At 38.1% G+C, this 18845-nt stretch carries 26 protein-coding genes and 2 pseudogenes; 24 read left to right on the plus strand and 4 right to left on the minus strand.

Features of this window, described 5'->3' with window-relative positions; genetic code table 11:
• Positions 1 to 9 precede the first annotated feature (9 nt).
• Positions 10 to 393: a YdcP family protein gene (locus BQ5364_RS04830; protein ID WP_055169884.1), complete on the plus strand. Its 384-nt coding sequence runs from the start codon at positions 10 to 12 to the stop codon at positions 391 to 393.
• Between the two features lie 97 nt (positions 394 to 490).
• Positions 491 to 1093: an alpha/beta hydrolase gene (locus tag BQ5364_RS04835; RefSeq protein ID WP_005337276.1), complete on the plus strand. Its 603-nt coding sequence runs from the start codon at positions 491 to 493 to the stop codon at positions 1091 to 1093.
• 279 nt (positions 1094 to 1372) lie between these two features.
• On the opposite strand, the gene BQ5364_RS04840 is transcribed toward BQ5364_RS04835, so the two are convergent.
• Positions 1373 to 2524 (minus strand): IS91 family transposase, encoded by a 1152-nt coding sequence (locus BQ5364_RS04840; protein WP_071143719.1) that lies wholly within the window; start codon positions 2522 to 2524, stop codon positions 1373 to 1375.
• Positions 2517 to 3368 (minus strand): tyrosine-type recombinase/integrase, encoded by an 852-nt coding sequence (locus tag BQ5364_RS04845; RefSeq protein WP_071143720.1) that lies wholly within the window; start codon positions 3366 to 3368, stop codon positions 2517 to 2519. The genes BQ5364_RS04840 and BQ5364_RS04845 overlap by 8 nt, the downstream gene beginning before the upstream one ends.
• Before the next feature lie 309 nt (positions 3369 to 3677).
• On the opposite strand from BQ5364_RS04845, the gene BQ5364_RS04850 reads away from it, so the two are divergent.
• The 5 genes from BQ5364_RS04850 (at position 3678) to BQ5364_RS04870 (ending at position 7398) form a co-directional block, all read left to right on the plus strand.
• Positions 3678 to 4007, plus strand: coding sequence for a DUF4274 domain-containing protein (locus BQ5364_RS04850; protein ID WP_055169970.1), 330 nt, complete (start codon positions 3678 to 3680; stop codon positions 4005 to 4007).
• A 53-nt stretch (positions 4008 to 4060) separates the two neighbouring features.
• Positions 4061 to 4798: a hypothetical protein gene (locus BQ5364_RS04855; RefSeq protein ID WP_071143758.1), complete on the plus strand. Its 738-nt coding sequence runs from the start codon at positions 4061 to 4063 to the stop codon at positions 4796 to 4798.
• An 80-nt stretch (positions 4799 to 4878) separates the two neighbouring features.
• Positions 4879 to 5442, plus strand: coding sequence for a DUF3592 domain-containing protein (locus tag BQ5364_RS04860; protein WP_055169964.1), 564 nt, complete (start codon positions 4879 to 4881; stop codon positions 5440 to 5442).
• A 104-nt stretch (positions 5443 to 5546) separates the two neighbouring features.
• Entirely contained in the window at positions 5547 to 5942 is a 396-nt protein-coding gene (locus tag BQ5364_RS04865) for a hypothetical protein (protein WP_055169961.1), read from the plus strand.
• Between the two features lie 88 nt (positions 5943 to 6030).
• Positions 6031 to 7398 (plus strand): FtsK/SpoIIIE domain-containing protein, encoded by a 1368-nt coding sequence (locus tag BQ5364_RS04870; protein ID WP_071143759.1) that lies wholly within the window; start codon positions 6031 to 6033, stop codon positions 7396 to 7398.
• A gap of 5 nt (positions 7399 to 7403) precedes the next feature.
• Here BQ5364_RS04870 and BQ5364_RS04875 read toward each other — a convergent pair whose 3' ends face one another.
• Positions 7404 to 7604: a helix-turn-helix domain-containing protein gene (locus BQ5364_RS04875; RefSeq protein ID WP_071143760.1), complete on the minus strand. Its 201-nt coding sequence runs from the start codon at positions 7602 to 7604 to the stop codon at positions 7404 to 7406.
• A 111-nt stretch (positions 7605 to 7715) separates the two neighbouring features.
• On the opposite strand from BQ5364_RS04875, the gene BQ5364_RS04880 reads away from it, so the two are divergent.
• From BQ5364_RS04880 to BQ5364_RS04915, 10 genes and pseudogenes are all read left to right on the plus strand, one after another.
• Entirely contained in the window at positions 7716 to 8126 is a 411-nt protein-coding gene (locus BQ5364_RS04880) for a hypothetical protein (protein WP_071143761.1), read from the plus strand.
• Between the two features lie 238 nt (positions 8127 to 8364).
• Entirely contained in the window at positions 8365 to 9561 is a 1197-nt protein-coding gene (mobT, locus tag BQ5364_RS04885; protein ID WP_071143762.1) for a MobT family relaxase, read from the plus strand.
• A gap of 12 nt (positions 9562 to 9573) precedes the next feature.
• Complete coding sequence (locus BQ5364_RS04890; protein WP_071143763.1) at positions 9574 to 9708, plus strand: DUF3789 domain-containing protein; 135 nt, start codon at positions 9574 to 9576, stop codon at positions 9706 to 9708.
• A complete protein-coding gene (locus tag BQ5364_RS04895) occupies positions 9709 to 9930 on the plus strand; it encodes a hypothetical protein (protein WP_002323342.1) in 222 nt (73 codons plus the stop codon).
• Between the two features lie 42 nt (positions 9931 to 9972).
• The gene (locus BQ5364_RS04900) at positions 9973 to 10545 is read left to right on the plus strand and encodes a transposase (protein ID WP_235837122.1); all 573 of its coding nucleotides are present in this window, start codon (positions 9973 to 9975) and stop codon (positions 10543 to 10545) included.
• 140 nt (positions 10546 to 10685) lie between these two features.
• Positions 10686 to 10982 carry a conjugal transfer protein gene (locus BQ5364_RS17330; RefSeq protein WP_083382688.1) on the plus strand — a complete coding sequence of 99 codons (297 nt, stop codon included), beginning with the start codon at positions 10686 to 10688 and terminating at the stop codon, positions 10980 to 10982.
• Positions 10901 to 11404 (plus strand): antirestriction protein ArdA, encoded by a 504-nt coding sequence (locus tag BQ5364_RS04905; RefSeq protein WP_071143764.1) that lies wholly within the window; start codon positions 10901 to 10903, stop codon positions 11402 to 11404. Before BQ5364_RS17330 ends, BQ5364_RS04905 begins: the two co-directional genes overlap by 82 nt.
• A 17-nt stretch (positions 11405 to 11421) precedes the next feature.
• A pseudogene (locus tag BQ5364_RS17705) lies at positions 11422 to 11877 on the plus strand (antirestriction protein ArdA); the annotation flags it as partial.
• A gap of 15 nt (positions 11878 to 11892) precedes the next feature.
• Positions 11893 to 12534 (plus strand): annotated as a pseudogene (locus BQ5364_RS17710) (conjugal transfer protein); the annotation flags it as partial.
• Positions 12535 to 12698: 164 nt separating this feature from the next.
• Positions 12699 to 12893, plus strand: coding sequence for a helix-turn-helix transcriptional regulator (locus BQ5364_RS04915; RefSeq protein WP_044930013.1), 195 nt, complete (start codon positions 12699 to 12701; stop codon positions 12891 to 12893).
• A 122-nt stretch (positions 12894 to 13015) separates the two neighbouring features.
• Here the strand turns inward: BQ5364_RS04915 and BQ5364_RS04920 are convergent, their stop codons facing one another.
• Positions 13016 to 14395 carry an IS4 family transposase gene (locus BQ5364_RS04920; protein WP_071143765.1) on the minus strand — a complete coding sequence of 460 codons (1380 nt, stop codon included), beginning with the start codon at positions 14393 to 14395 and terminating at the stop codon, positions 13016 to 13018.
• Between the two features lie 145 nt (positions 14396 to 14540).
• Here BQ5364_RS04920 and BQ5364_RS04925 point away from each other — a divergent pair, with 145 nt between their 5' ends.
• The 7 genes from BQ5364_RS04925 to BQ5364_RS04955 all read left to right on the plus strand — a co-directional run bounded on the left by BQ5364_RS04925 (position 14541) and on the right by BQ5364_RS04955 (position 18815).
• Positions 14541 to 14975: a DUF6773 family protein gene (locus BQ5364_RS04925; RefSeq protein ID WP_071143766.1), complete on the plus strand. Its 435-nt coding sequence runs from the start codon at positions 14541 to 14543 to the stop codon at positions 14973 to 14975.
• 2 nt (positions 14976 to 14977) lie between these two features.
• Positions 14978 to 15202, plus strand: coding sequence for a hypothetical protein (locus tag BQ5364_RS04930; protein WP_004614491.1), 225 nt, complete (start codon positions 14978 to 14980; stop codon positions 15200 to 15202).
• A gap of 275 nt (positions 15203 to 15477) precedes the next feature.
• A complete protein-coding gene (locus BQ5364_RS04935; protein WP_004614490.1) occupies positions 15478 to 15897 on the plus strand; it encodes an RNA polymerase sigma factor in 420 nt (139 codons plus the stop codon).
• 1 nt (position 15898) lies between these two features.
• Entirely contained in the window at positions 15899 to 16147 is a 249-nt protein-coding gene (locus BQ5364_RS04940) for a helix-turn-helix domain-containing protein (RefSeq protein ID WP_004614489.1), read from the plus strand.
• Between the two features lie 438 nt (positions 16148 to 16585).
• Complete coding sequence (locus BQ5364_RS04945) at positions 16586 to 16780, plus strand: hypothetical protein (protein WP_004614488.1); 195 nt, start codon at positions 16586 to 16588, stop codon at positions 16778 to 16780.
• A gap of 104 nt (positions 16781 to 16884) precedes the next feature.
• On the plus strand, positions 16885 to 18105 hold the full coding sequence (locus tag BQ5364_RS04950) for a tyrosine-type recombinase/integrase (RefSeq protein WP_044988061.1): 1221 nt from the start codon (positions 16885 to 16887) through the stop codon (positions 18103 to 18105).
• A 257-nt stretch (positions 18106 to 18362) separates the two neighbouring features.
• Positions 18363 to 18815, plus strand: a complete 453-nt coding sequence (locus BQ5364_RS04955; RefSeq protein WP_004614486.1) for an Hsp20/alpha crystallin family protein — start codon at positions 18363 to 18365, stop codon at positions 18813 to 18815.
• Positions 18816 to 18845: the final 30 nt, after the last annotated feature.

Below are 18845 nucleotides of genomic sequence, written 5' to 3' on the forward strand. Positions count from 1 at the left end.
GAAGAATTTATGAGATTATCAAACGGGTTTATTATTGACAAAGAGAAAACATTTGGAGAATTAAAATTTACAGCGGTGCGTGATGTATTCTTACAGAATGAGGACGGGACACCGAGTACCCAGCTTAAAAAGCGTATCTATGATTTGAAGTGCAGTCTGCATGGTGGAATTATCCCCGTGTCCGTACCGCCAGAAGTACCGTTAAGAGAATTTCCGTACAATGCAGTCGTGGAACTTGTCAATCCCGTAGCCGATACGGTATCAAGAAAGACCTATACGGGTGCAGATGTGGACTGGTATGTAAAGGCAGAGGATATTATATTGAAGAATAAAGGCAACCAGAACGCAGGCAGTCCACAGAACCATACACCGCAGGGACAGCCGAAAAAATAGGCTTGCTGAATAGATTTTCATTGTAGCGGATATGTGGAACTGTTATAATATGGATATGAAGAAACGGACAAACTTGAATTTGTGGAGGATAACTATTGTGGATAAAGCAGTTATTTATATACATGGAAAAGGTGGTAATGCTGAAGAAGCTATTCATTACAAACCGCTCTTTAGTAATTGTGATGTGATTGGTCTCGACTATACTGCACAGTTTCCATGGGAAGCAAAAGAAGAATTTCCATTACTTTTTAATTCAATTTATAGAAACTACAAGACGGTTGAAGTAATTGCCAATAGCATTGGAGCGTATTTTGCTATCAATGCCTTATCAAATCAGCAAATAGAGAAAGCATATTTTATTTCGCCCGTTGTAGATATGGAAAGGCTTATTGCTGATATGATGATTTGGGCAAATGTTACAGAGGATGAACTCAAAGAGAAAAAAGAAATTCAGACAACCTTTGGAGAGACTCTTTCATGGGATTATCTTTGCTATGCAAGAGAAAATCCTATTATATGGGAAATCCCAACGCACATTTTGTATGGTGAAAAAGATAATCTTACCGCTTATGGAACGATATTTGAATTTGTACAGAGGACTAATTCAACACTTTCTATTATGAAAAATGGAGAGCATTGGTTTCATACGGATGAACAAATGAAATTTCTTGATGAATGGATAATAAAATCTTCCAAATAAATTCTTTAGGTTAGAATCGATGATGGGGTAAACGAAAAAGCAGTTTTGGCATTCCAGTGAACTGCCCCTTCGTTTACACCATTTTCGATTTGACCTAATTGAACAAAGTGAGCGTCCGGGTAGCTACTACCTATGGACTTTCAATCTTTTGTTCTTACCCATGATTATACAGGAGTTCCTGTGCAGAAGCTACAGAAATCAAGTGTTTTCAGATAAATTAGGTACGACAACAAAACCTCAAGCTTTGAGGCTTTAGAAAATGTATGAAAGAATAAGATTTTAACATCTTTGTGGTATTCGAAGCTGTGGTTTTCCAAGATGCCCACCACAGGATTTACACACACAAATATTTATTTCATAAAGCTGTTTTAATATTTCCGGCATCTCCTTACCTCGAAGCTTCGAGAGATACTTTTGGCATCCAAGGAGATTCCGGCATAAAGTAAGCTTCTTGTGTTTGCTACGGGAACAAAGAAGTCCGTAATGCCGAATCCTGACAAAACGTTTTGGCGGTACATGCATCAGAAACCGTCGTATAAATTCAACACCGGAAAGGGTCAGTTCTTTCCATTGTCCTTTGTTCCGGTAATCTTTTACAGAAAAAGTAACGTTTTCATCGTCCATACAGATGATGCGGTGATTGCTGATGGCAATCCTATGGGTATACTTTCCAAGGTAGTCAATCACAGACTGTGCGCCGTTAAAAGTTTTCTTACAATAAGGAATCCATTCCGCATCATAACAGAAATCAATCAGTTCTTTGAACACATAATGGTTACTGTATTTTTCGGCAGTTCCATGAAACTTAAGTTGATTCGTATTCCAGAGATTTTTCAACTCATCCATATATTTTCCACGAAAGACTTTGGAGATAGCCCATATAGGAAGAAAAAACTCAGTACCGTTGTCTTTCCATTCGTTTTTGGATGTCAGACCACCGCCGAGCAGTATTGTATGGATATGGGGATGAAAGTTCATTTCAGATCCCCATGTATGCAGGATGCAGATATAGCCGACAGCAGCACCAAGGTGCTTTGGGTCAGCAGTCAGTTCACTGATTGTAGCAGAAGCTGCATGATACAGGGTGTCATATAACAGTTTCTGATTATTGTAAATGATTGGATTCAGAATGTCAGGAACTGTAAATACCAAGTGGAAGTAGGGTGCATCAAGCACATCCTCTTTGCGGGCATCCATCCACATTTCCTTTGGAACAGCCTGACACATGGGACAACAACGGTTGCGGCAGGAATTATAGTGAATCTGAACAGCACCACAGTCTTCACATACACTGACGTTTGCACCATAGGCTCCGGTTTTGCAGTTCAAGATGTTCCGGGCAACTTTTGCCTGTTCCGGAGAAGGAGAATACTTTTCAAGGTATGCCGAATAAAAACACCGGAAAATATCCTGAACGGTGGGCTTATTCATAATCAGCACCTTCTTTCCTGTCAAAGGGACTTTGGATTCCCATGAGGGATTTGTTGCTGACATGAAGATAAACTTCCGTGGATTTTGGGTCACGGTGTCCAAGCAGTGCCTGAATATTCTGCCGTTCTACTCCCTGCTCCATCAGATGAGTTGCAAAGCTATGACGGAGACAGTGTGGAGTTGCTTTCTTTGGAAGTTCAGCATCGGATACTGCCCGTCGCATCACTTGCTCCAGTGTACTGACTGTCAGGTAATTACCAGTAAATTTATTAGGAAACAGGATCCCACGGGGACGTCCTTTCTCAAACCAGTATTGTGTAAGGATATCCAGACACCGTTTAGAAAGAATTGTATAGCGATCCATCCTGTTCTTCGTATCCCGGACATGGATCTGCATATTTGAACGGGAAATATCATCATAATGAAGGTGGAGCACTTCAGAAACCCGCATCCCGGAAGAATACATCGTTGCAAACATGGCTCTATATTTGATATCATCAACAGCTTCTAATAGACGGTCTATTTCATCAACAGTCAGTACGGTCGGAAGCTTGTGTTCCAGAATCATACGTGGAACTGTGATATCATCCCAAAGGATATGCAGGACATTCCGATAGAAAAAACGGATAGCCGAATTATAAAGGTTCAGAGTTGTGGCTCTTAGTCCTTCCTCTTTTTTGGCAAGCAAAAAATTTCTGACATCCTGGCAGGTAAGTTCTTCAGGGGGCTTCGCTTGATATTTCAGAAAGTAAGAAACATAGTTTTTATAGCAGTTGATGGAACGCTCTTTGAGGTTACGGATTTTTCCGGCTTCCTCAAGCTGTTCTAAATATTTTTCATACATAATAAAATCCTCCATGTAAAATCAGTAGTAATCAAAACACTGCTTTACACGGAGGTGCATTTGGGTCATAAAACCGCTTGCCAACCAAGCGGAAGGGTGGTATTCTTTTCATAGGCAGTGGGAAGGTCGATCCTGTTTGATTGTTATTTTGTGGTGATTTAACAATACTACTTTTAGGACTTGCTTTCCACTGTTTTTTATTATAGAAAACAGAAAATCGCTATGCCACAGCCTTGGCAGGCCATCGCGCAGCGATTTTGTTCAATTCCAGTTTGTAGTGCAGTAAATTAGAATTTGGGAGATATAAAAATGGTATATAATGATTTAAGAAGTAAACTAAATGAATACAACTGGGATGACGGATTTGAAATTCCAAAACAAATACTTGCTGCCCCCAGTTGTGATTTAGCACTAGCATTAGAGATATTTTATTTAAGTGATGGTTATGCTTTCTTAGACGATTCAACAAAGATAACTGACTTAAAAGAATGGGGGAAATTTATTACCGTTCTCTATGATGATATATTGAACAATAAATTCCCAAAGACAAGCACAGCATTTGAAATTCCATTATCTCAAGTTCAAAAATACAAACTTCAGAAAAAAGGTATTTCAAAAATTTTTTTAACTGACTTGTAACTTCCAGTTTGTAGAACTGTATTAAATCATCAAATCACATAGAGGTGGCGATTATGCGATATAAAAAAATTTTATTAGGTGTTATTGTAGGCGTGCTTTGTTTGGGAATATTAAATGGTTGTAGTGGTTATTCGCATGATTTTAACTCTAGTGAAGAAGCACAAAAATATATCTTATCCAAATTAAAGGACAAATACAATGAAGAATTTATCATTACAGAAGTGAAGAAGTATAAAGAAGAAAAAATAGGATTGAACTGGATTATGGCAGAAGTTTCCAGTAAAGAAAATTCTTCTCAAACTGCTACTGTATATACACGAAATACTGGACTTTTTGAGGATAGTTACCATGTTTATTACTTTTCTGATGAAATAAAAGAACTTGCAACTCCTTTATTTCAAGATAAGCCTTTCATAAGAAATTATCAACTTGAAGTACAAGGACATACAACAACGACAGAATGGAATGGTAAGGAAAGTGTAGAAGAATATCTGAAAAAAAGGGAATATGAAATAGAAACAAGTATATATCTTAATGAGGGAAAAACTGATAAAGAATATGCAGAAGAACTTTCCTATATCATGCAAGAAATTGTAGAAAGTGATTTGGTTTTTAATATTTCAGTATATACAAATGATGATAACATTATTTTCTATTCTCTACCAGAACAGCACAGTCAACCAGATGTAGAAGTGATTTTAGAAAAAATGGAAGATGTGAGAAGTTTACAAGAAACAAAGGAAGATTACAACGAGTGGAAAAAACAAAATCAAAATAATGCAAACGATTAAGAATAATAATTTTTTGCATTAATATTAACACATAAGAAAAATATCAGTAAGTAAGATTGAAGGAAAGAAATGGATAAACAATGGACTTTGAAGGATTAAAATTATTATTTTGTGTAGCAGCTTTTGGTTGGATTGTTTATATGGCTTTTAAACAAAAAATGCATAAGATGGATCCTAAATCATTTAAGTTTCTTGTGTTGATATTCGGTGGGCTTTTATTAGCTTTTATATGTTTTCTTATCCCAGGCGGAGCTAAATATACATTTGTATTAATAGGCGTTACAATGGGAGGAATGACTACAAAGATTTTTTATCGTAATATTAAATCGGTTAATATTTGTAATGAAGAAATTATGGGGGTCTATCAAGGCTATAATTCGTATCCAAGTAAAACAGTATCAAGCTATGCTCCTATTTTTAAATACAAGTACAACGGAAAAACATATGTCTGCCAGTGTTCTAACACATATAGCTTTAAGAAATTAGATAAGGACATGGTTAAGGGAAATGAATATCGTATATATATAAATCCTAAAAATCCATCATCTTTCGTTCTTAACAAAAAAGTCGGTATTAAAAATGTACTGTGTATGATGTTTGGAGTAATGTGTATTTTTATCGGTTTATCTGCGTTATTCATTTAAATATATTTTTGTAATGGTATGATATTTATTGTAATCGTTTTTTTCAAATGATAAAATGAGAATAACCATTTACGACTAATTAAATTTTACAGGAGGATATTAAAATGCTAAAAGAACAAGGTATTAGAGAATATCTAAACAAGAAAGATATTGCATTTAATGAAAATTCATCTATTATTGGAGTTATATTTCCGAGTAAATTCACATATGCTCTTGGACCGATTGCCACTGCTCTTTCAATGCAGTATTACGCAATAAACTTTAGTGATAGTGGTATTGCTATTATCGGTTTAAATAATGTGACGGGCAAATTAGAAGATGAAGCATTTCTTTTCGTTCCAAAGGAAGAAGTAACAAGTGTTAAATTCAACAAAAAGTTAATGTCTTATGAATTAGAAATTAGTACATCAAAAGGAACATTGGCTTTTAAAGTGAACAAAACAATGGTGGGTGCTTCATGGCATAAAGAAAATTTAGCTACAATTTTAAAAAGTTTATAAGTTTTTCAAAAATTCATATCTATACATATAAAGCAGTTAGTCTTAGGATTGACTGCTTTTTTCATACCCAGAAAGGAGTGAACGATTTATGCGTAAGATTTTGAACAAAGGACACCGTATCAGAGCCAGCGACAAGCACCTTGTTTACCACTTTTCCATAGGGACGCTTCTGTTTGTATTTGTGGCGGTTCTTTTGCTACTGAATATCAAACAGCTCATGTGTACCGATTGGGAGCATTTCAGCTTGTTAGAGAATGGCTTGACGCTTTCCCCTTACAACTTCATAACCATACTGATAGCGACTGGTCTTTGTGCATTGGTCGCTTTTCTGTATTACCGCTTCTGTTACGACAGTTTCAAGAAACTCCTGCACCGTCAAAAGCTGGCAAGAATGATACTGGAAAATAAGTGGTATGAAGCCGATACCGTACAAGACAGCGGTTTTTTTACTGACCTGCAAAGCAGATCAAGGGAAAAAATCGTCTGGTTTCCGAAGATTTATTATCAAATGGAAAAGGGACTGCTCCATATCCGCTGTGAAATCACGTTGGGAAAATATCAAGACCAGCTTTTACGGTTAGAGGATAAGTTGGAAAGTGGCTTGTATTGTGAACTGACCGATAAGACCTTACATGACGGCTATATCGAATATACCCTGCTTTATGATATGATAGCAAACCGCATTACCATTGATGAAGTACGGGCAGAAAACGGCTGTCTTAGACTGATGAAAAATCTTGTCTGGGAATATGACGCACTCCCTCACGCCCTTATCGCTGGTGGAACTGGTGGCGGTAAAACATACTTTTTGCTGACACTCATTGAAGCCTTACTGCATACCAACGCTGTCCTTTACATCTTAGACCCGAAAAATGCGGACTTAGCAGACTTAGGGACAGTTATGGGAAATGTGTATCATACCAAAGAAGAAATGATTGATTGCGTCAATGCTTTTTATGAGGGAATGGTACAGCGAAGCGAGGAAATGAAGCGACACCCAGATTATAAGACGGGCGAAAACTACGCCTATCTGGGACTGCCACCCTGCTTTCTTATCTTTGATGAATATGTGGCGTTTTTTGAAATGCTGGGGACAAAAGAAAGCGTGAGCTTACTTAGCCAGTTAAAGAAAATCGTCATGCTGGGACGGCAAGCAGGATATTTTCTTATCGTTGCCTGCCAGCGTCCAGACGCAAAGTATTTCTCGGACGGGATAAGGGATAACTTCAACTTCCGTGTGGGACTGGGGCGTATCAGCGAATTAGGTTACGGTATGCTGTTTGGTTCAGATGTGAAAAAGCAGTTTTTTCAGAAGCGTATCAAGGGGCGTGGCTATTGTGATGTGGGAACAAGCGTCATCAGCGAGTTTTACACGCCTTTAGTCCCGAAAGGACATGATTTTCTACAAGAAATCGGCAGACTGGAAGAAAAAAGGACTGCAAGCAATGAAAGCTGACAGTCCTACTTCAATTTCAATATGTCATTCGGAGAACATTCCAGAAAATCACAGAGCCTTGCAAGGATTGTGAGGTCAATTCTGGAAACCTTGTTCTTGCAATAGTTATTAAGCTGTGTACGCTGTAATTTACACGCTTCACAGACTTTGTTTTTACTGATATTTTTCTCTTTCAAAAGATTTTCTAAATCAATATATACCTGCATACGCTGTACCTCGTCTTTTCTTTGAATTATAAGATACAACTGTATTGAAAAATAAGATGTATTACCGTAGACTGTATTATAATACACCCTACAAGAAAGGATAGTAACAGTATGTGCAAAAAGAGAAAAATAATAACAATCACGGTACTTTTTGTGCTGGGATTGTCGGTTTCCTATCTGCAATGGGGACGTGAGATTGATGTAGTAGGAAGTATGAGGACTTCATCAGAAAACTTCCATGAAGAACACGTTACCTTTATGCTCAACCGTCTTGTTGTAACAGACAAAGAAAAGTGTGCAGAGGAAATCATCAAAAAATGCAGGGAGAATGATTTTACTTCTATCCTGTTCAGCTATGATGTGGCAAAGCCAAATGCTTTATATGGTACGGTGTACCGTTCCCGTTTTTCCATGAAAGGACAAAAGCCTTTGTTTCACTTCCGATATACACAGACAGCGGACACGCTCGGTTCATGCAACATTGTTGATGATCCAGAAGCGTTTACGCTGGTAATCGAATAATGCAAGGCAGGACGGGACGGCGACGTGCGAAGCGAAAGGCGACGACACGGACTAGCCGTTGCTGGTGTGGCGTAAGCCACGCCAGCAGGTAAAACCCCTCGGTATCTAACAGAGGGGTACGTTTGCAAATAGACAATAGACAAAAAACATAGGAAACATAAGGCTTCTGGCATGGTTTCCTAGCAAAAATCGGCTGTGAAGTCGCCTTAAAAAACTTCACACTTTACAGATTGGGGGTATGTTTCTGAATGAAGAACAATGGATAAAAGAATTACGGGAGAAACGGATTGCTTACGGTATCTCACAAGGCAGGCTGGCGGTGGCTTCTGGTATCACAAGGGAATATCTCAACAAGATAGAAAGCGGAAAAATGAAGCCGTCAAAAGAACTTCTGGAAACTTTGCATAAGGAACTGGCAAGGTTCAATCCAGAAGCACCGCTTACCATGCTGTTTGATTATGTGAAAATTCGTTTTCCCACATTGGATATACAGCACATCATCAAAGATATATTAAAACTGAATATCAATTATATGCTCCATGAAGATTACGGGCGTTACAGCTATACGGAGCATTACTCTTTAGGGGACATCTTTATTTATACTTCGGCTGACGAAGAAAAAGGTGTCCTTTTAGAGTTAAAGGGGCGTGGTTGCAGGCAGTTTGAAAGTTACCTGCTGGCACAGCAAAGAAGCTGGTATGACTTCCTCATGGACGCACTCATAGACGGTGGTGTTATGAAGCGTATCGACCTTGCTATCAACGACCATATGGGCATTTTGGATATTCCAGAGCTTGCGGAAAAATGCAGGAAACGGGAATATATCGGAAAGTCCAGAAGTTACAAGTTTTACTTGTCGGGCGAGCTTATCAAGCACAGAGAGGACGACAGAGAATATATGGGACGTACCCTTTATCTTGGTTCGCTGAAATCAGATGTGTATTTTTGTATCTATGAAAAGGACTATGAGCAGTACGTCAAGTTAGGGACACCGCTTGAAGAAGCCGACATTATCAACCGTTTTGAGATACGGCTTAGAAATGAACGTGCCTATTATGCAGTACGAGATTTGCTGACCTATTATGACGCAGAGCAGACCGCCTTTTCTATCATCAACCAGTATGTGCGGTTTGTTGATGAAGAACCCGACAAGCGAAAAAATGACTGGAAACTTAATGACCGCTGGGCTTGGTTTATCGGCGACAACAGAAAGAGTTTGAAGCTGACGACAAAGCCAGAACCTTACACCTTAGACCGTACATTGCGTTGGGTACAAAGGCAGGTAGCACCGACCTTGAAAATGTTGAAAAAGATTGATAAAGGAAACGGGACTGACTATATGGAAACGATTGAGAAGCAGGCAAAGCTCACAGAAAAGCATGAAATGATAATCAAACAGCAGACGACCCCTGCAAAAGATTTAGTGGAAAGTTAGGAGTGATAAAAGATGTGGGTATTATTAAAAGACTTCCTGCTGGTATCTATGGGAATGGGTATCGGCGTGGTCTTGATGTGTATTTTGAATGTCGGCAAAGAAGCTGACTATGAAATGAAACAATTAAAAGAAAGCGAGGAGAATTAAATGAATTTCGGACAAAATTTGTATCAATGGTTTTTATCAAATGCACAGAGCTTAGTGCTTATGGCGATTGTGGTTATCGGTATCTACTTAGGGTTCAAGCGTGAGTTTTCCAAACTTATCGGCTTCTTGGTAGTTGCCTTGATTGCTGTCGGTTTGGTATTCAACGCTGGCGGTGTGAAAGATGTACTGTTAGAGCTGTTCAATAAGATTATTGGTGCATAAAATTTTATTGTAGTGTTAATATACGAATGGTATAATATGGATATGAAGAAAGCGACAAACTTGAAGATATACAATAGAGAGCGTGATGAAATGACGGATATTAGTGGTATTTTTTCAATAGGTAGTAGTACAAACCCTCAATGGATTTCATTATGTGGACATTTGGAAGCCATTATTGGAAATTATTTTCTTTCACAGGCGGGAAATCCAGAAGCATATTGGTATGCTATATACTATGACTCAACAATAGACAGATATAATGAATGTGTGGAAATAACAGATAAGAATTTAATTGGTTATGTTTATTGTGATGATAGAGTAGCCTTTGTTTTGAACAGTTTCCTTGAAAAATTTATAAACGATACTGTAGATTATGATATTCATTATGTCGGCGTAGATTCTTTAGATAAAGAATGTATTGAATGCAGAAGATACACTGATTATTGTGAGCATATTTTACCTGCTTTCTGGATAGATGACGATTTTTTGAATAATGAAAAACTTGCGTTTGATTATGAAAAATTTGAACTGATAGATGCTGGAGTTAAATATCTTAATCCCAAGCATTTTTCTGTAAAAAACTTTGTAATGTATTGCAGATTTGATAAAAAGTGAGATTACAGTATAATAAAAGATATTTCTTTCGTTGTTAGCGACAAATTCTAGTTTTACAATTTTATATCCATACACACAAAGCAGTTAGTCTTAGGATTGACTGCTTTTTTCTTACTAAAATTTTAGATTGGAGTGATGAAATGAACAATATTTTTAAGGATATGCAGGAAAAAATCGGTTGTGAATACATTTCTGACCTGCCCTCTTACAAGCGTAAGGTGTGGCAGGAAATGAAACAGCTGAACCCTGCCGACTATGAAGAAAGACAGTTAGAAGATTTTTCAAAGTATGTGTTTGGTATGTCGTACCAGACCTTAAAAGATGTGATGAAACAACAGAAAGGACGTGAGGAACAATGCAGGAAACAAGGGTGCTGGTGGAAACGAGAGGAACAGCTGGCGAAGAAACAACATCATACTGGTTCGACCTGCCGATAGAGGTTGCCGAGTTTGAAGAAAAGTTAGGTGTCGGTGCAGAAAGTGGGGATTACCGCATTATCGAAAAGGTGTTGCCTTATGCTGATGAAGTTCACGAACATACAAGCGTGTATCAGCTTAACGAATTAGATTTTATGTACCGCCAGCTTTCAAGTGATATGCAGGAAGAATATGTATCACTACTTACGGTGTTTGAGAATTTAGAAGCACTTTATATTTGCAGGAACGTGATTACCGTTTATCCAGACTGCAAAAGCATGATAGATGTTGCAAGGCAAAAGCTGATGAACGACCCGACGTTCAAACATCTGTCCGAGGACTGTCAAGAATACTATTTTGACTTTGAAGCCTACGCTTCTCACTTGCAGGAACACGGGAAATTTTTAGTAACAGAACACGGTATCTTTGAACTGCCAGAGTAGGAAATGAGGTGGTGCTTATGATTGATGATATGGCGGTTTATATTGCTAATCTTGGTAAATACAATGAGGGTTATTTAGTCGGTGCTTGGTTCACGTTCCCCATTGACGAAGAAGATGTGAAAGAAAAAATCGGCTTGAATGAACAGTATGAGGAATACACAATCCATGATACCGACAACTTCCCGATTGCGATTGGCGAGTATGTTTCCATTGAAGAACTCAATGAGATGTATGAAATGATAGAGGAACTTCCCGACTATATCGTAGAGTGTCTGGACGAATTTATCAGCCACTACGGGACGCTGGAAGAAGTCGTGGAACACAAGGACGATATTTATTATTATCCCGACTGTGAAACCATGACAGACGTTGCCTACTACTACATAGACGAATTGCAGGCACTTGGCGACATTCCACCCAGCTTACAGAACTACATTGACTATGAAGCCTACGGGCGAGATTTGGATATGGGTAATATTGACAATATCAACAGCAAAGAAGCGATTGAAGCAAGGACGCAGGCAATCAGCGGTTATCTGACAAAGGAATTGCAGGACTTGAATGTTGATACAATCAGAACGGATATATCGACCAGCTCCACAGTTACAGATGTGATTGTATGGAGTATCGAACAGTTGGGAACGGACACTTTTTCTGCTACCTACGAAGTAGATCAGCAGATAAAAGAGGGAGAACAGACAAGCAATGTGAAAGCGACCTATACTGTAAAAGTCCATGTAGACGCTGACGGGGATATGGTAATCATTCAGAGCCCTACCCTTGCACCGGCAATCGAAAAATCAGACTATGAGCCTAAGGCACCAGAAGCAAATGCAAGTGTAGACGCTGATACTGTCAATGACGCTACTGCATTTCTGGAAACATTCTTTAAGATCTATCCAACAGCAACAGAAAAAGAGCTTGCTTACTATGTATCTGGGAATGTGATTGAACCTATCGGCAGGGATTATCTTTATTCTGAACTGATAAACCCTATCTTTACAAAGGACGGGGACAATGTGAAAGTCAAGGTTGCCGTGAAATTCCTTGATAATCAGACAAAGGCTACGCAGGTATCACAGTATGAGCTTGTACTACATAAGGATAGCAACTGGAAGATTGTAGGATAAAAAGTTCATAAATGTTGTTATACTCCCACATACTACTTATTATTTCAATTTTGTTAGGTGTAATGAAATCTATAAATTCCATAATGCAATATATACTTGACATTATGGAATTTATAATATATAATCCATGTATAAGAAGAAAGAAAGGAGCATTAAGTGAAATTGTGAAGAATAAAAGAATAAAAATTGCTAGACTTGAGTGTGATATGAGTCAAGAAGATTTAGCAAAAACAGTAGGTGTAACACGTCAAACAATCGGATTGATTGAAGCTGGAAATTATAACCCGACACTTAAACTTTGTTTAGCAATCTGTAAAGCACTTAATAAGACTTTAGACGATTTATTTTGGGAGGAATAAAAGCATGAAAACAAATAAAATTAAAGATGAACGTATCGTTCAATTAAATAACTAAGACTTCCCATACCCCAAATGGGACTTGTTCCTTGAAAATTCAATATTTCAGCTAACAAAATAGCGATTTATGCCACAGTAGCCAGTGGATGGAGTGCATTACGCAGATATTCCGGCAGTCTGGACTCAAAATCAGCAGTAAATCTAGCCAACTGTTCGTCACTAAGCTTCAGAAGTTCCTGAAGGCTTGCCATGAAAGCATCCATCAGGATGCTAAGTGAACGGTAGAAAGTGATATCTGCCATTTCATCTACCAGAAAAAAGAACAGTTCCCCTAGGGTTCGTTGATCTTCATTCTGTCTCTGCTCCATTGCAAGTAACATGTATCTGGTAAACACGATTGCTACGTGAGCAGTCAGTGCATCATAAGATAAGCTATGACATTCACCAATCAGATTCAGCATAGACTTGCAGGTCTTGAAAAAGACCTCGATTTTCCAGCGTTTGCCATAGATGCGGATGATTTCTTCTTCGGAGAGCGATGTATCTGTGCATATGAAAGCAAGCCAATCCTTACGATTGGCCTTGTTTCTTACGCAAACGATTTTTGCTGGAATGGGATTCTCTTTCCCTACCATCACATCAACAGAAAGAAGATACCTGGAACGGCCACGACGTTTCTTGTTCCTGGAATATATTTCCTTGATATTAAGCTGGTCCTCACCATAAGTGTACTTGATGCGGCTGCTTTTCTTGATCATGGCAATGACATCCATTCCTCTAGACTTAAGCGCAGTTATCTGTGCAGGATTGGAAAACCAGGAATCAAAAAGCACATATTCTGCAGAAAGCCCCGCAGATACAGCGGTATCAAGGAGTGTAAGCATTGCCTCCGGAGCTTTTGTCTGTGCAAGCTTACGACGCTTTCCGGCAAGAGTTCTCTTATCAAATGCCTTCACAGGGCCGATGATGTTCGACTCTTTGGATGAAGCCAGGAGACAGCTGTTTACAGGAATCAGCGTATTCCCATCGCTCCAGCTTACGGTCAGCATACGGAAGCCTTTCTTGTAGTTCATTCCCGTATGATCAAAGACTTTAGATCCCAGTTCTGTCTTTTTGCAGCTTGTACGATGGAACAGACTGTCGTCGATGATAAACACGTTCTTACGGGAGTCATCAGTAAGGTGCTTTAGATCATTCTTCACGATGTCAGCAGCAAGAAGTGATGTAAAACGGAGCCAGTTGGTTTTCGTAGAATTCAGAAAACGATAGAAGGTGTTCTTGGAAAACGCTTCTTTGAAGGAACCTGTTTTCTGTTGCATATACATACTTCTTCCAGTGAAAATGTTCCCCATCTTATACTTAAGCAGAGAAACAGAGGAAACGCCTTTCTCTTTGGTGCCGTTGCATTGCTTCAACAACCTGCCAACGTGATGCTTGATAAAAAACTTCTGGACACAATCAAGTAATGCTACCTCATTGCTATTGTTCTGTGATATACTGGACATGGCATAAATCCCCTTTTCTATTTTGGTTTTTCGACAATTCTATTATACCAAAGGAACGTATTTATGCCTTTTTAATTGGCTGAAATATTGAATTTTCAAGGTTAATCACACCTTATTGGTGTGGGAAGTTTGAGTAAATAACAAAATTCAGAGTGAAGCATTTATTTTAATTATTGCTATTTTAGCACTATCTATTTTTATAAAAGCATATATGCTAGATATGGGAGTACGAGAATATTTAACAGAAATGATTGTTATGATTGTTTCAATCGTGTATCTTTCAATCAGAGGTGCAATGGTCGGATACAGTTCAATGGATAACTTATATTTTGGGAAAAAATTTAAGGTAATTTTTGCTCTACTATTAGCAGTTCTGATTACCGTTTTTAACGGAATTAGAAATTATACTATGTATGGGGAAAAATATACTGGAATATTGGACGTACATTTTCTTGCTGTAATAGGTGTTACTTTTATTTCTTCTCTCATTTTTGTTACTTTAATTTTGGGAGCTGTATATTCTATTGAAAAAATAGGACAAAAACGACTTGAAAAACAGTTTAATAATGATGAGGAATAAGTATGTTAGGGCTTAGAAAACGTGATATTAAAAAGGCATTAAAAGCTGGTGCAAAAGCTGGCGGTGTATCATTAGCTGATGTTCGGGCAGATATAGAAGCTACGATTGAAGAAGCTATGAACAGCACCGACCCAGAAGTACAGGCGAATTTCAAAAAGTATTTTGGAAATAAACGCCCTACGCCAGAAGAATATATTTATACGATTACCAAAAAAACAAAGGTGTAATACAAAACAAGTGCTGTAAGGGGGCTTGTATCATGGAAAGTTTTAAGCACAATCTTATACGGTCATACACTACCTAACAGCATTTTATCAACAACTGAATATTTTATAGCTATAATAGCTCGTATAAAACTATATGTTTTGTGCGGGCTTTTTTCATACCCGAAAAAATTAAATTTTTTTCAAAATAGGTCATTAAATCACACCCTTCATTCCCTATATGGTGCGGAAAGAGGGATAAACACTTTTCAAATCATAGAGGAAAGGGGGTGAGATTGATGAAACCGTCTGACTTCCAGAAAACAGTTCAATGCCGTTTTGAAAGTTGTTTGAAGAAAGTTGTCCGACATGTTGTTAAGGACTATCAGAAGAAATTAAAACGACGACAAAAGGAAGAAACACTCTTTTGTGAACTTTCAGAAATCGTTGTAGAAAATCTGGCTGTCTGGGACGACTATGATACGGACTATACGATTTTCAATGTATGCGGTAATGATATTCGTGTCTATGATGATGAATTGGCAGAAGCCTTGAAACAGTTATCCGAGCGTAACCGTGAAACTTTGCTGATGTATTACTTCTTGGAAATGAACAACGAAGAAATTGCAAAAAAGCAGAATATTTCCAGAAGCGGTGTATTCCAAAATCGACATAACTCATTGGCACTTATGAAAAAATTACTAAAGGAGAAACAGTAAAATGAAGCAAACATTTAAGAAGCCGTCCTACTATTTGCTTTCACAAGCAATGGACGGAGGCGAAAAAGCGATTGAAAAGATACTGGCATTTTATGACCCGTACATATCAAAGTGCTGTCTGCGTCCACTCTATGATGAATACGGCAATGTTTATATTGTTGTAGATATGGAATTAAAGGGACTTATCAGAGAAGCACTTATCAAAATGATTTTAGGGTTTGATATCGCCTTAGAAATCGAAGAAGAATAACAAGCAGTAACCGCAGAGTATGATTTGTTCAATCCCCTCTTTCCTGCTCTGCACCTGCTTTTACATGAAAGCAACACGCTTTCGCCACAGCTCTTTGACAACTGAATAAAGCAGACAGATACGTTTGTGAGATAGCGAGCCACGGGGACTGTACGCCACGACCTTTTCAAAAGAAAGCGAGCGACCCACGCAGTGATCCGAGAGCGACTGTTGGAAAAGTCGTTTTGCCACGACCTATCCTCACAGAATAATGATACGTCCGCATGGTGCGGTTCTGCCCACAGGAATGGGAATAGTTGAGATACTAATGGAGCTTTCCAAAGCCGTCTATCTGCTTCTGTAACTTATCAATAGACACACAGTAAAGGGGGTGTTACATTATGTTAAATACTGATGTGTTAAATGATGTGATGTTCCAGCGAGGTAAGGTGTTGGAATATGAATAAAACGAAGATAAGAGCAACGGAACAGCCGATTGCTGTTGATATAGAGGGACTGTCTGCTATGTTATCTTGTGGTCGTGCTACTGCTAGAAAGATTGGTGAGCAGGCAGGAGCAAAAATTGTGATAGGTCGCAGGGTTCTTTATTCCATAGAAAAAGTCAAGAAATACTTGTTATATTTGGAAGAATAGAGCGATTTTCTATTTATGTTCTCTGGCGTGTGTAGTATAATAAGAAAGGACAAAGCACGCTGTGAGAACAAGAAAAGAGGCTTTTTCAGAAAGGAATGGTTCTCATGGCAATTAGTAGAAAAGACCCAAAAGGAAGAAAATTAAGAGAGGGCGAAAACTGGCGTAATGATGGAAGATACAGTTATCGTTATACAGATGTAAGAACAGGCAAGAGATTGACAGTCTATGCACAAGATTTACCAGAGCTTCGAGAAAAAGAGAAACAGATTGCAAAGGATATGGAAGATAATATATTGACAGACGGAGCAATCAAAAAAATGACGCTTAACACGTTGTTTGAGCGTTATATGGCAACTCGTGAGCTGGCTGATACTACAAGAGTTAGTTATGTTCGTGCTTGGGAAAACAGAGTAAAAGACGAGATTGGAAATATTAAAGTTGTTCAGCTTTTACCCTCACATATTAAAGCGTATTATGCGAAGCTTTCCAAAGCTGGATATGCTTATTCTACAATCAAGTATATTCATAACCTGCTTTATCCTGCATTAGAAATGGCTGTTGATGATGATATTATCCGAAAGAACCCTGCAAAAAGTTCCATTAGCGATTATGGAAAACCAGCAGAGGAAAAAGAAGCCTTAACAGTTTCTCAACAAGAAAAGTTTATGGAGTTTGTAAAACAGAGCAATGTCTATAACACATATTATCCTATGTTTACCATAATGATTGGTACGGGGTTAAGGTGTGGGGAGCTTATTGGTCTTACATGGAAAGATATAAACATCAAGGCAAAAACGGTTAATGTAGACCACCAGCTCATTTATAAGAATTTAGGCGACGGTTGCAAGTTCCATATCTCAACACCAAAAACGGAGTCGGGTATTCGTATTATACCTACGACACAAGAAGTTGCAAAAGCCTTTGAGGAACAAAGGAAAATCAATTTCATGCTTGCAAAGGATAAGAGCATTGAGGTGGACGGGTATTCGGGGTTTGTCTTTACAGCGAAATCGGGCAGACCGCTTATGCCGAATGGCGTAAATAGTGTTTTATATAACATTGTAGACGCATATAACAAAACCGAAGTAGAGAGAGCAAAAAAAGAGCATAGGAAAGCAGAACTGTTACCAAAGTTTTCAGCTCATGTAATGCGTCACACAGCTTGTACCAGAATGGCAGAGTGCCGTATGGACGTAAAAGTTCTTCAATATATTATGGGACACGCTCATATAGATGTAACAATGGAAGTGTACAATCATATTGGAGAGCTGACAAGGATTGAAAATGAGATTGCAAGACTAGATAGTATGGTGTTAAATGCTTGACACCACAAAAAGAAAAATTGGTGTCAAATTGGTGTCAAAACAGAAAAAATCACAATTTCAAAAGAAATAAGATACTGCAAACCATTGATTTTAAAGGGTTTGCAAAAAAATAACAAAAATATTAGCACTCACCTCTTGACAGTGCTAATTATAAGTGTTATAACGTAGATAGAACAAAGGAAGAGGAACAAAAAGAAGTTCCGAAATCCAATGCTCCAAACCAATAAACAATATGCTTTTGAAAGGAGACATGACTTATGTTAAGACCTAGTATTTTTAATGATAATTTATTTGATGATTTCTTTGAATTCCCATTCTTTGATGATCGGGCAGAGAGAAAATTATATGGACACAATGCGAAAAACATTATGAAGACAGACATCAAAGAACATAAAGACGGATATGAGCTTGAGATTGATCTTCCGGGATTTCATAAAGATGAGATTCAGGCTGAGTTAAAAGATGGATATTTGACTATCAGCGCAGCAAAACAGTTGAATCAGGATGAGAAGGAAAAAGAATCCGGAAAATATATTCGTCGTGAACGCTACAGCGGATCTTGCCAGAGAAGTTTCTATGTGGGAGACGAGATTACACAGGAAGACATCAAAGCGGAATTCAAACATGGCATTTTGAAACTGTTTGTTCCAAAGAAAGAAGCAAAGCCGGAAGTAGAGCAAAGAAAATTTGTATCAATTGAAGGCGAATAAAATAGGTGTGCAAGCAAAGTAACTGATTGA

It is taken from the genome of Coprococcus phoceensis (assembly GCF_900104635.1).
GTDB classification, from domain to species: Bacteria; Bacillota; Clostridia; order Lachnospirales; family Lachnospiraceae; genus Faecalimonas; species Faecalimonas phoceensis.

Coding starts and splice junctions, on each gene's coding strand:
- BQ5364_RS04830 (WP_055169884.1), top strand. CDS start 10: ATGAGATTATCAAACGGGTTTATTATTGACAAAGAGAAAACATTTGGA.
- BQ5364_RS04840 (WP_071143719.1), bottom strand. CDS start 2,524: ATGAATAAGCCCACCGTTCAGGATATTTTCCGGTGTTTTTATTCGGCA.
- BQ5364_RS04845 (WP_071143720.1), bottom strand. CDS start 3,368: ATGTATGAAAAATATTTAGAACAGCTTGAGGAAGCCGGAAAAATCCGT.
- BQ5364_RS04850 (WP_055169970.1), top strand. CDS start 3,678: ATGGTATATAATGATTTAAGAAGTAAACTAAATGAATACAACTGGGAT.
- BQ5364_RS04855 (WP_071143758.1), top strand. CDS start 4,061: ATGCGATATAAAAAAATTTTATTAGGTGTTATTGTAGGCGTGCTTTGT.
- BQ5364_RS04860 (WP_055169964.1), top strand. CDS start 4,879: ATGGACTTTGAAGGATTAAAATTATTATTTTGTGTAGCAGCTTTTGGT.
- BQ5364_RS04865 (WP_055169961.1), top strand. CDS start 5,547: ATGCTAAAAGAACAAGGTATTAGAGAATATCTAAACAAGAAAGATATT.
- BQ5364_RS04870 (WP_071143759.1), top strand. CDS start 6,031: ATGCGTAAGATTTTGAACAAAGGACACCGTATCAGAGCCAGCGACAAG.
- BQ5364_RS04875 (WP_071143760.1), bottom strand. CDS start 7,604: ATGCAGGTATATATTGATTTAGAAAATCTTTTGAAAGAGAAAAATATC.
- BQ5364_RS04880 (WP_071143761.1), top strand. CDS start 7,716: ATGTGCAAAAAGAGAAAAATAATAACAATCACGGTACTTTTTGTGCTG.
- mobT (WP_071143762.1), top strand. CDS start 8,365: ATGTTTCTGAATGAAGAACAATGGATAAAAGAATTACGGGAGAAACGG.
- BQ5364_RS04890 (WP_071143763.1), top strand. CDS start 9,574: ATGTGGGTATTATTAAAAGACTTCCTGCTGGTATCTATGGGAATGGGT.
- BQ5364_RS04895 (WP_002323342.1), top strand. CDS start 9,709: ATGAATTTCGGACAAAATTTGTATCAATGGTTTTTATCAAATGCACAG.
- BQ5364_RS04900 (WP_235837122.1), top strand. CDS start 9,973: ATGAAGAAAGCGACAAACTTGAAGATATACAATAGAGAGCGTGATGAA.
- BQ5364_RS17330 (WP_083382688.1), top strand. CDS start 10,686: ATGAACAATATTTTTAAGGATATGCAGGAAAAAATCGGTTGTGAATAC.
- BQ5364_RS04905 (WP_071143764.1), top strand. CDS start 10,901: ATGCAGGAAACAAGGGTGCTGGTGGAAACGAGAGGAACAGCTGGCGAA.
- BQ5364_RS04920 (WP_071143765.1), bottom strand. CDS start 14,395: ATGTCCAGTATATCACAGAACAATAGCAATGAGGTAGCATTACTTGAT.
- BQ5364_RS04930 (WP_004614491.1), top strand. CDS start 14,978: ATGTTAGGGCTTAGAAAACGTGATATTAAAAAGGCATTAAAAGCTGGT.
- BQ5364_RS04935 (WP_004614490.1), top strand. CDS start 15,478: ATGAAACCGTCTGACTTCCAGAAAACAGTTCAATGCCGTTTTGAAAGT.
- BQ5364_RS04940 (WP_004614489.1), top strand. CDS start 15,899: ATGAAGCAAACATTTAAGAAGCCGTCCTACTATTTGCTTTCACAAGCA.
- BQ5364_RS04945 (WP_004614488.1), top strand. CDS start 16,586: ATGAATAAAACGAAGATAAGAGCAACGGAACAGCCGATTGCTGTTGAT.
- BQ5364_RS04950 (WP_044988061.1), top strand. CDS start 16,885: ATGGCAATTAGTAGAAAAGACCCAAAAGGAAGAAAATTAAGAGAGGGC.
- BQ5364_RS04955 (WP_004614486.1), top strand. CDS start 18,363: ATGTTAAGACCTAGTATTTTTAATGATAATTTATTTGATGATTTCTTT.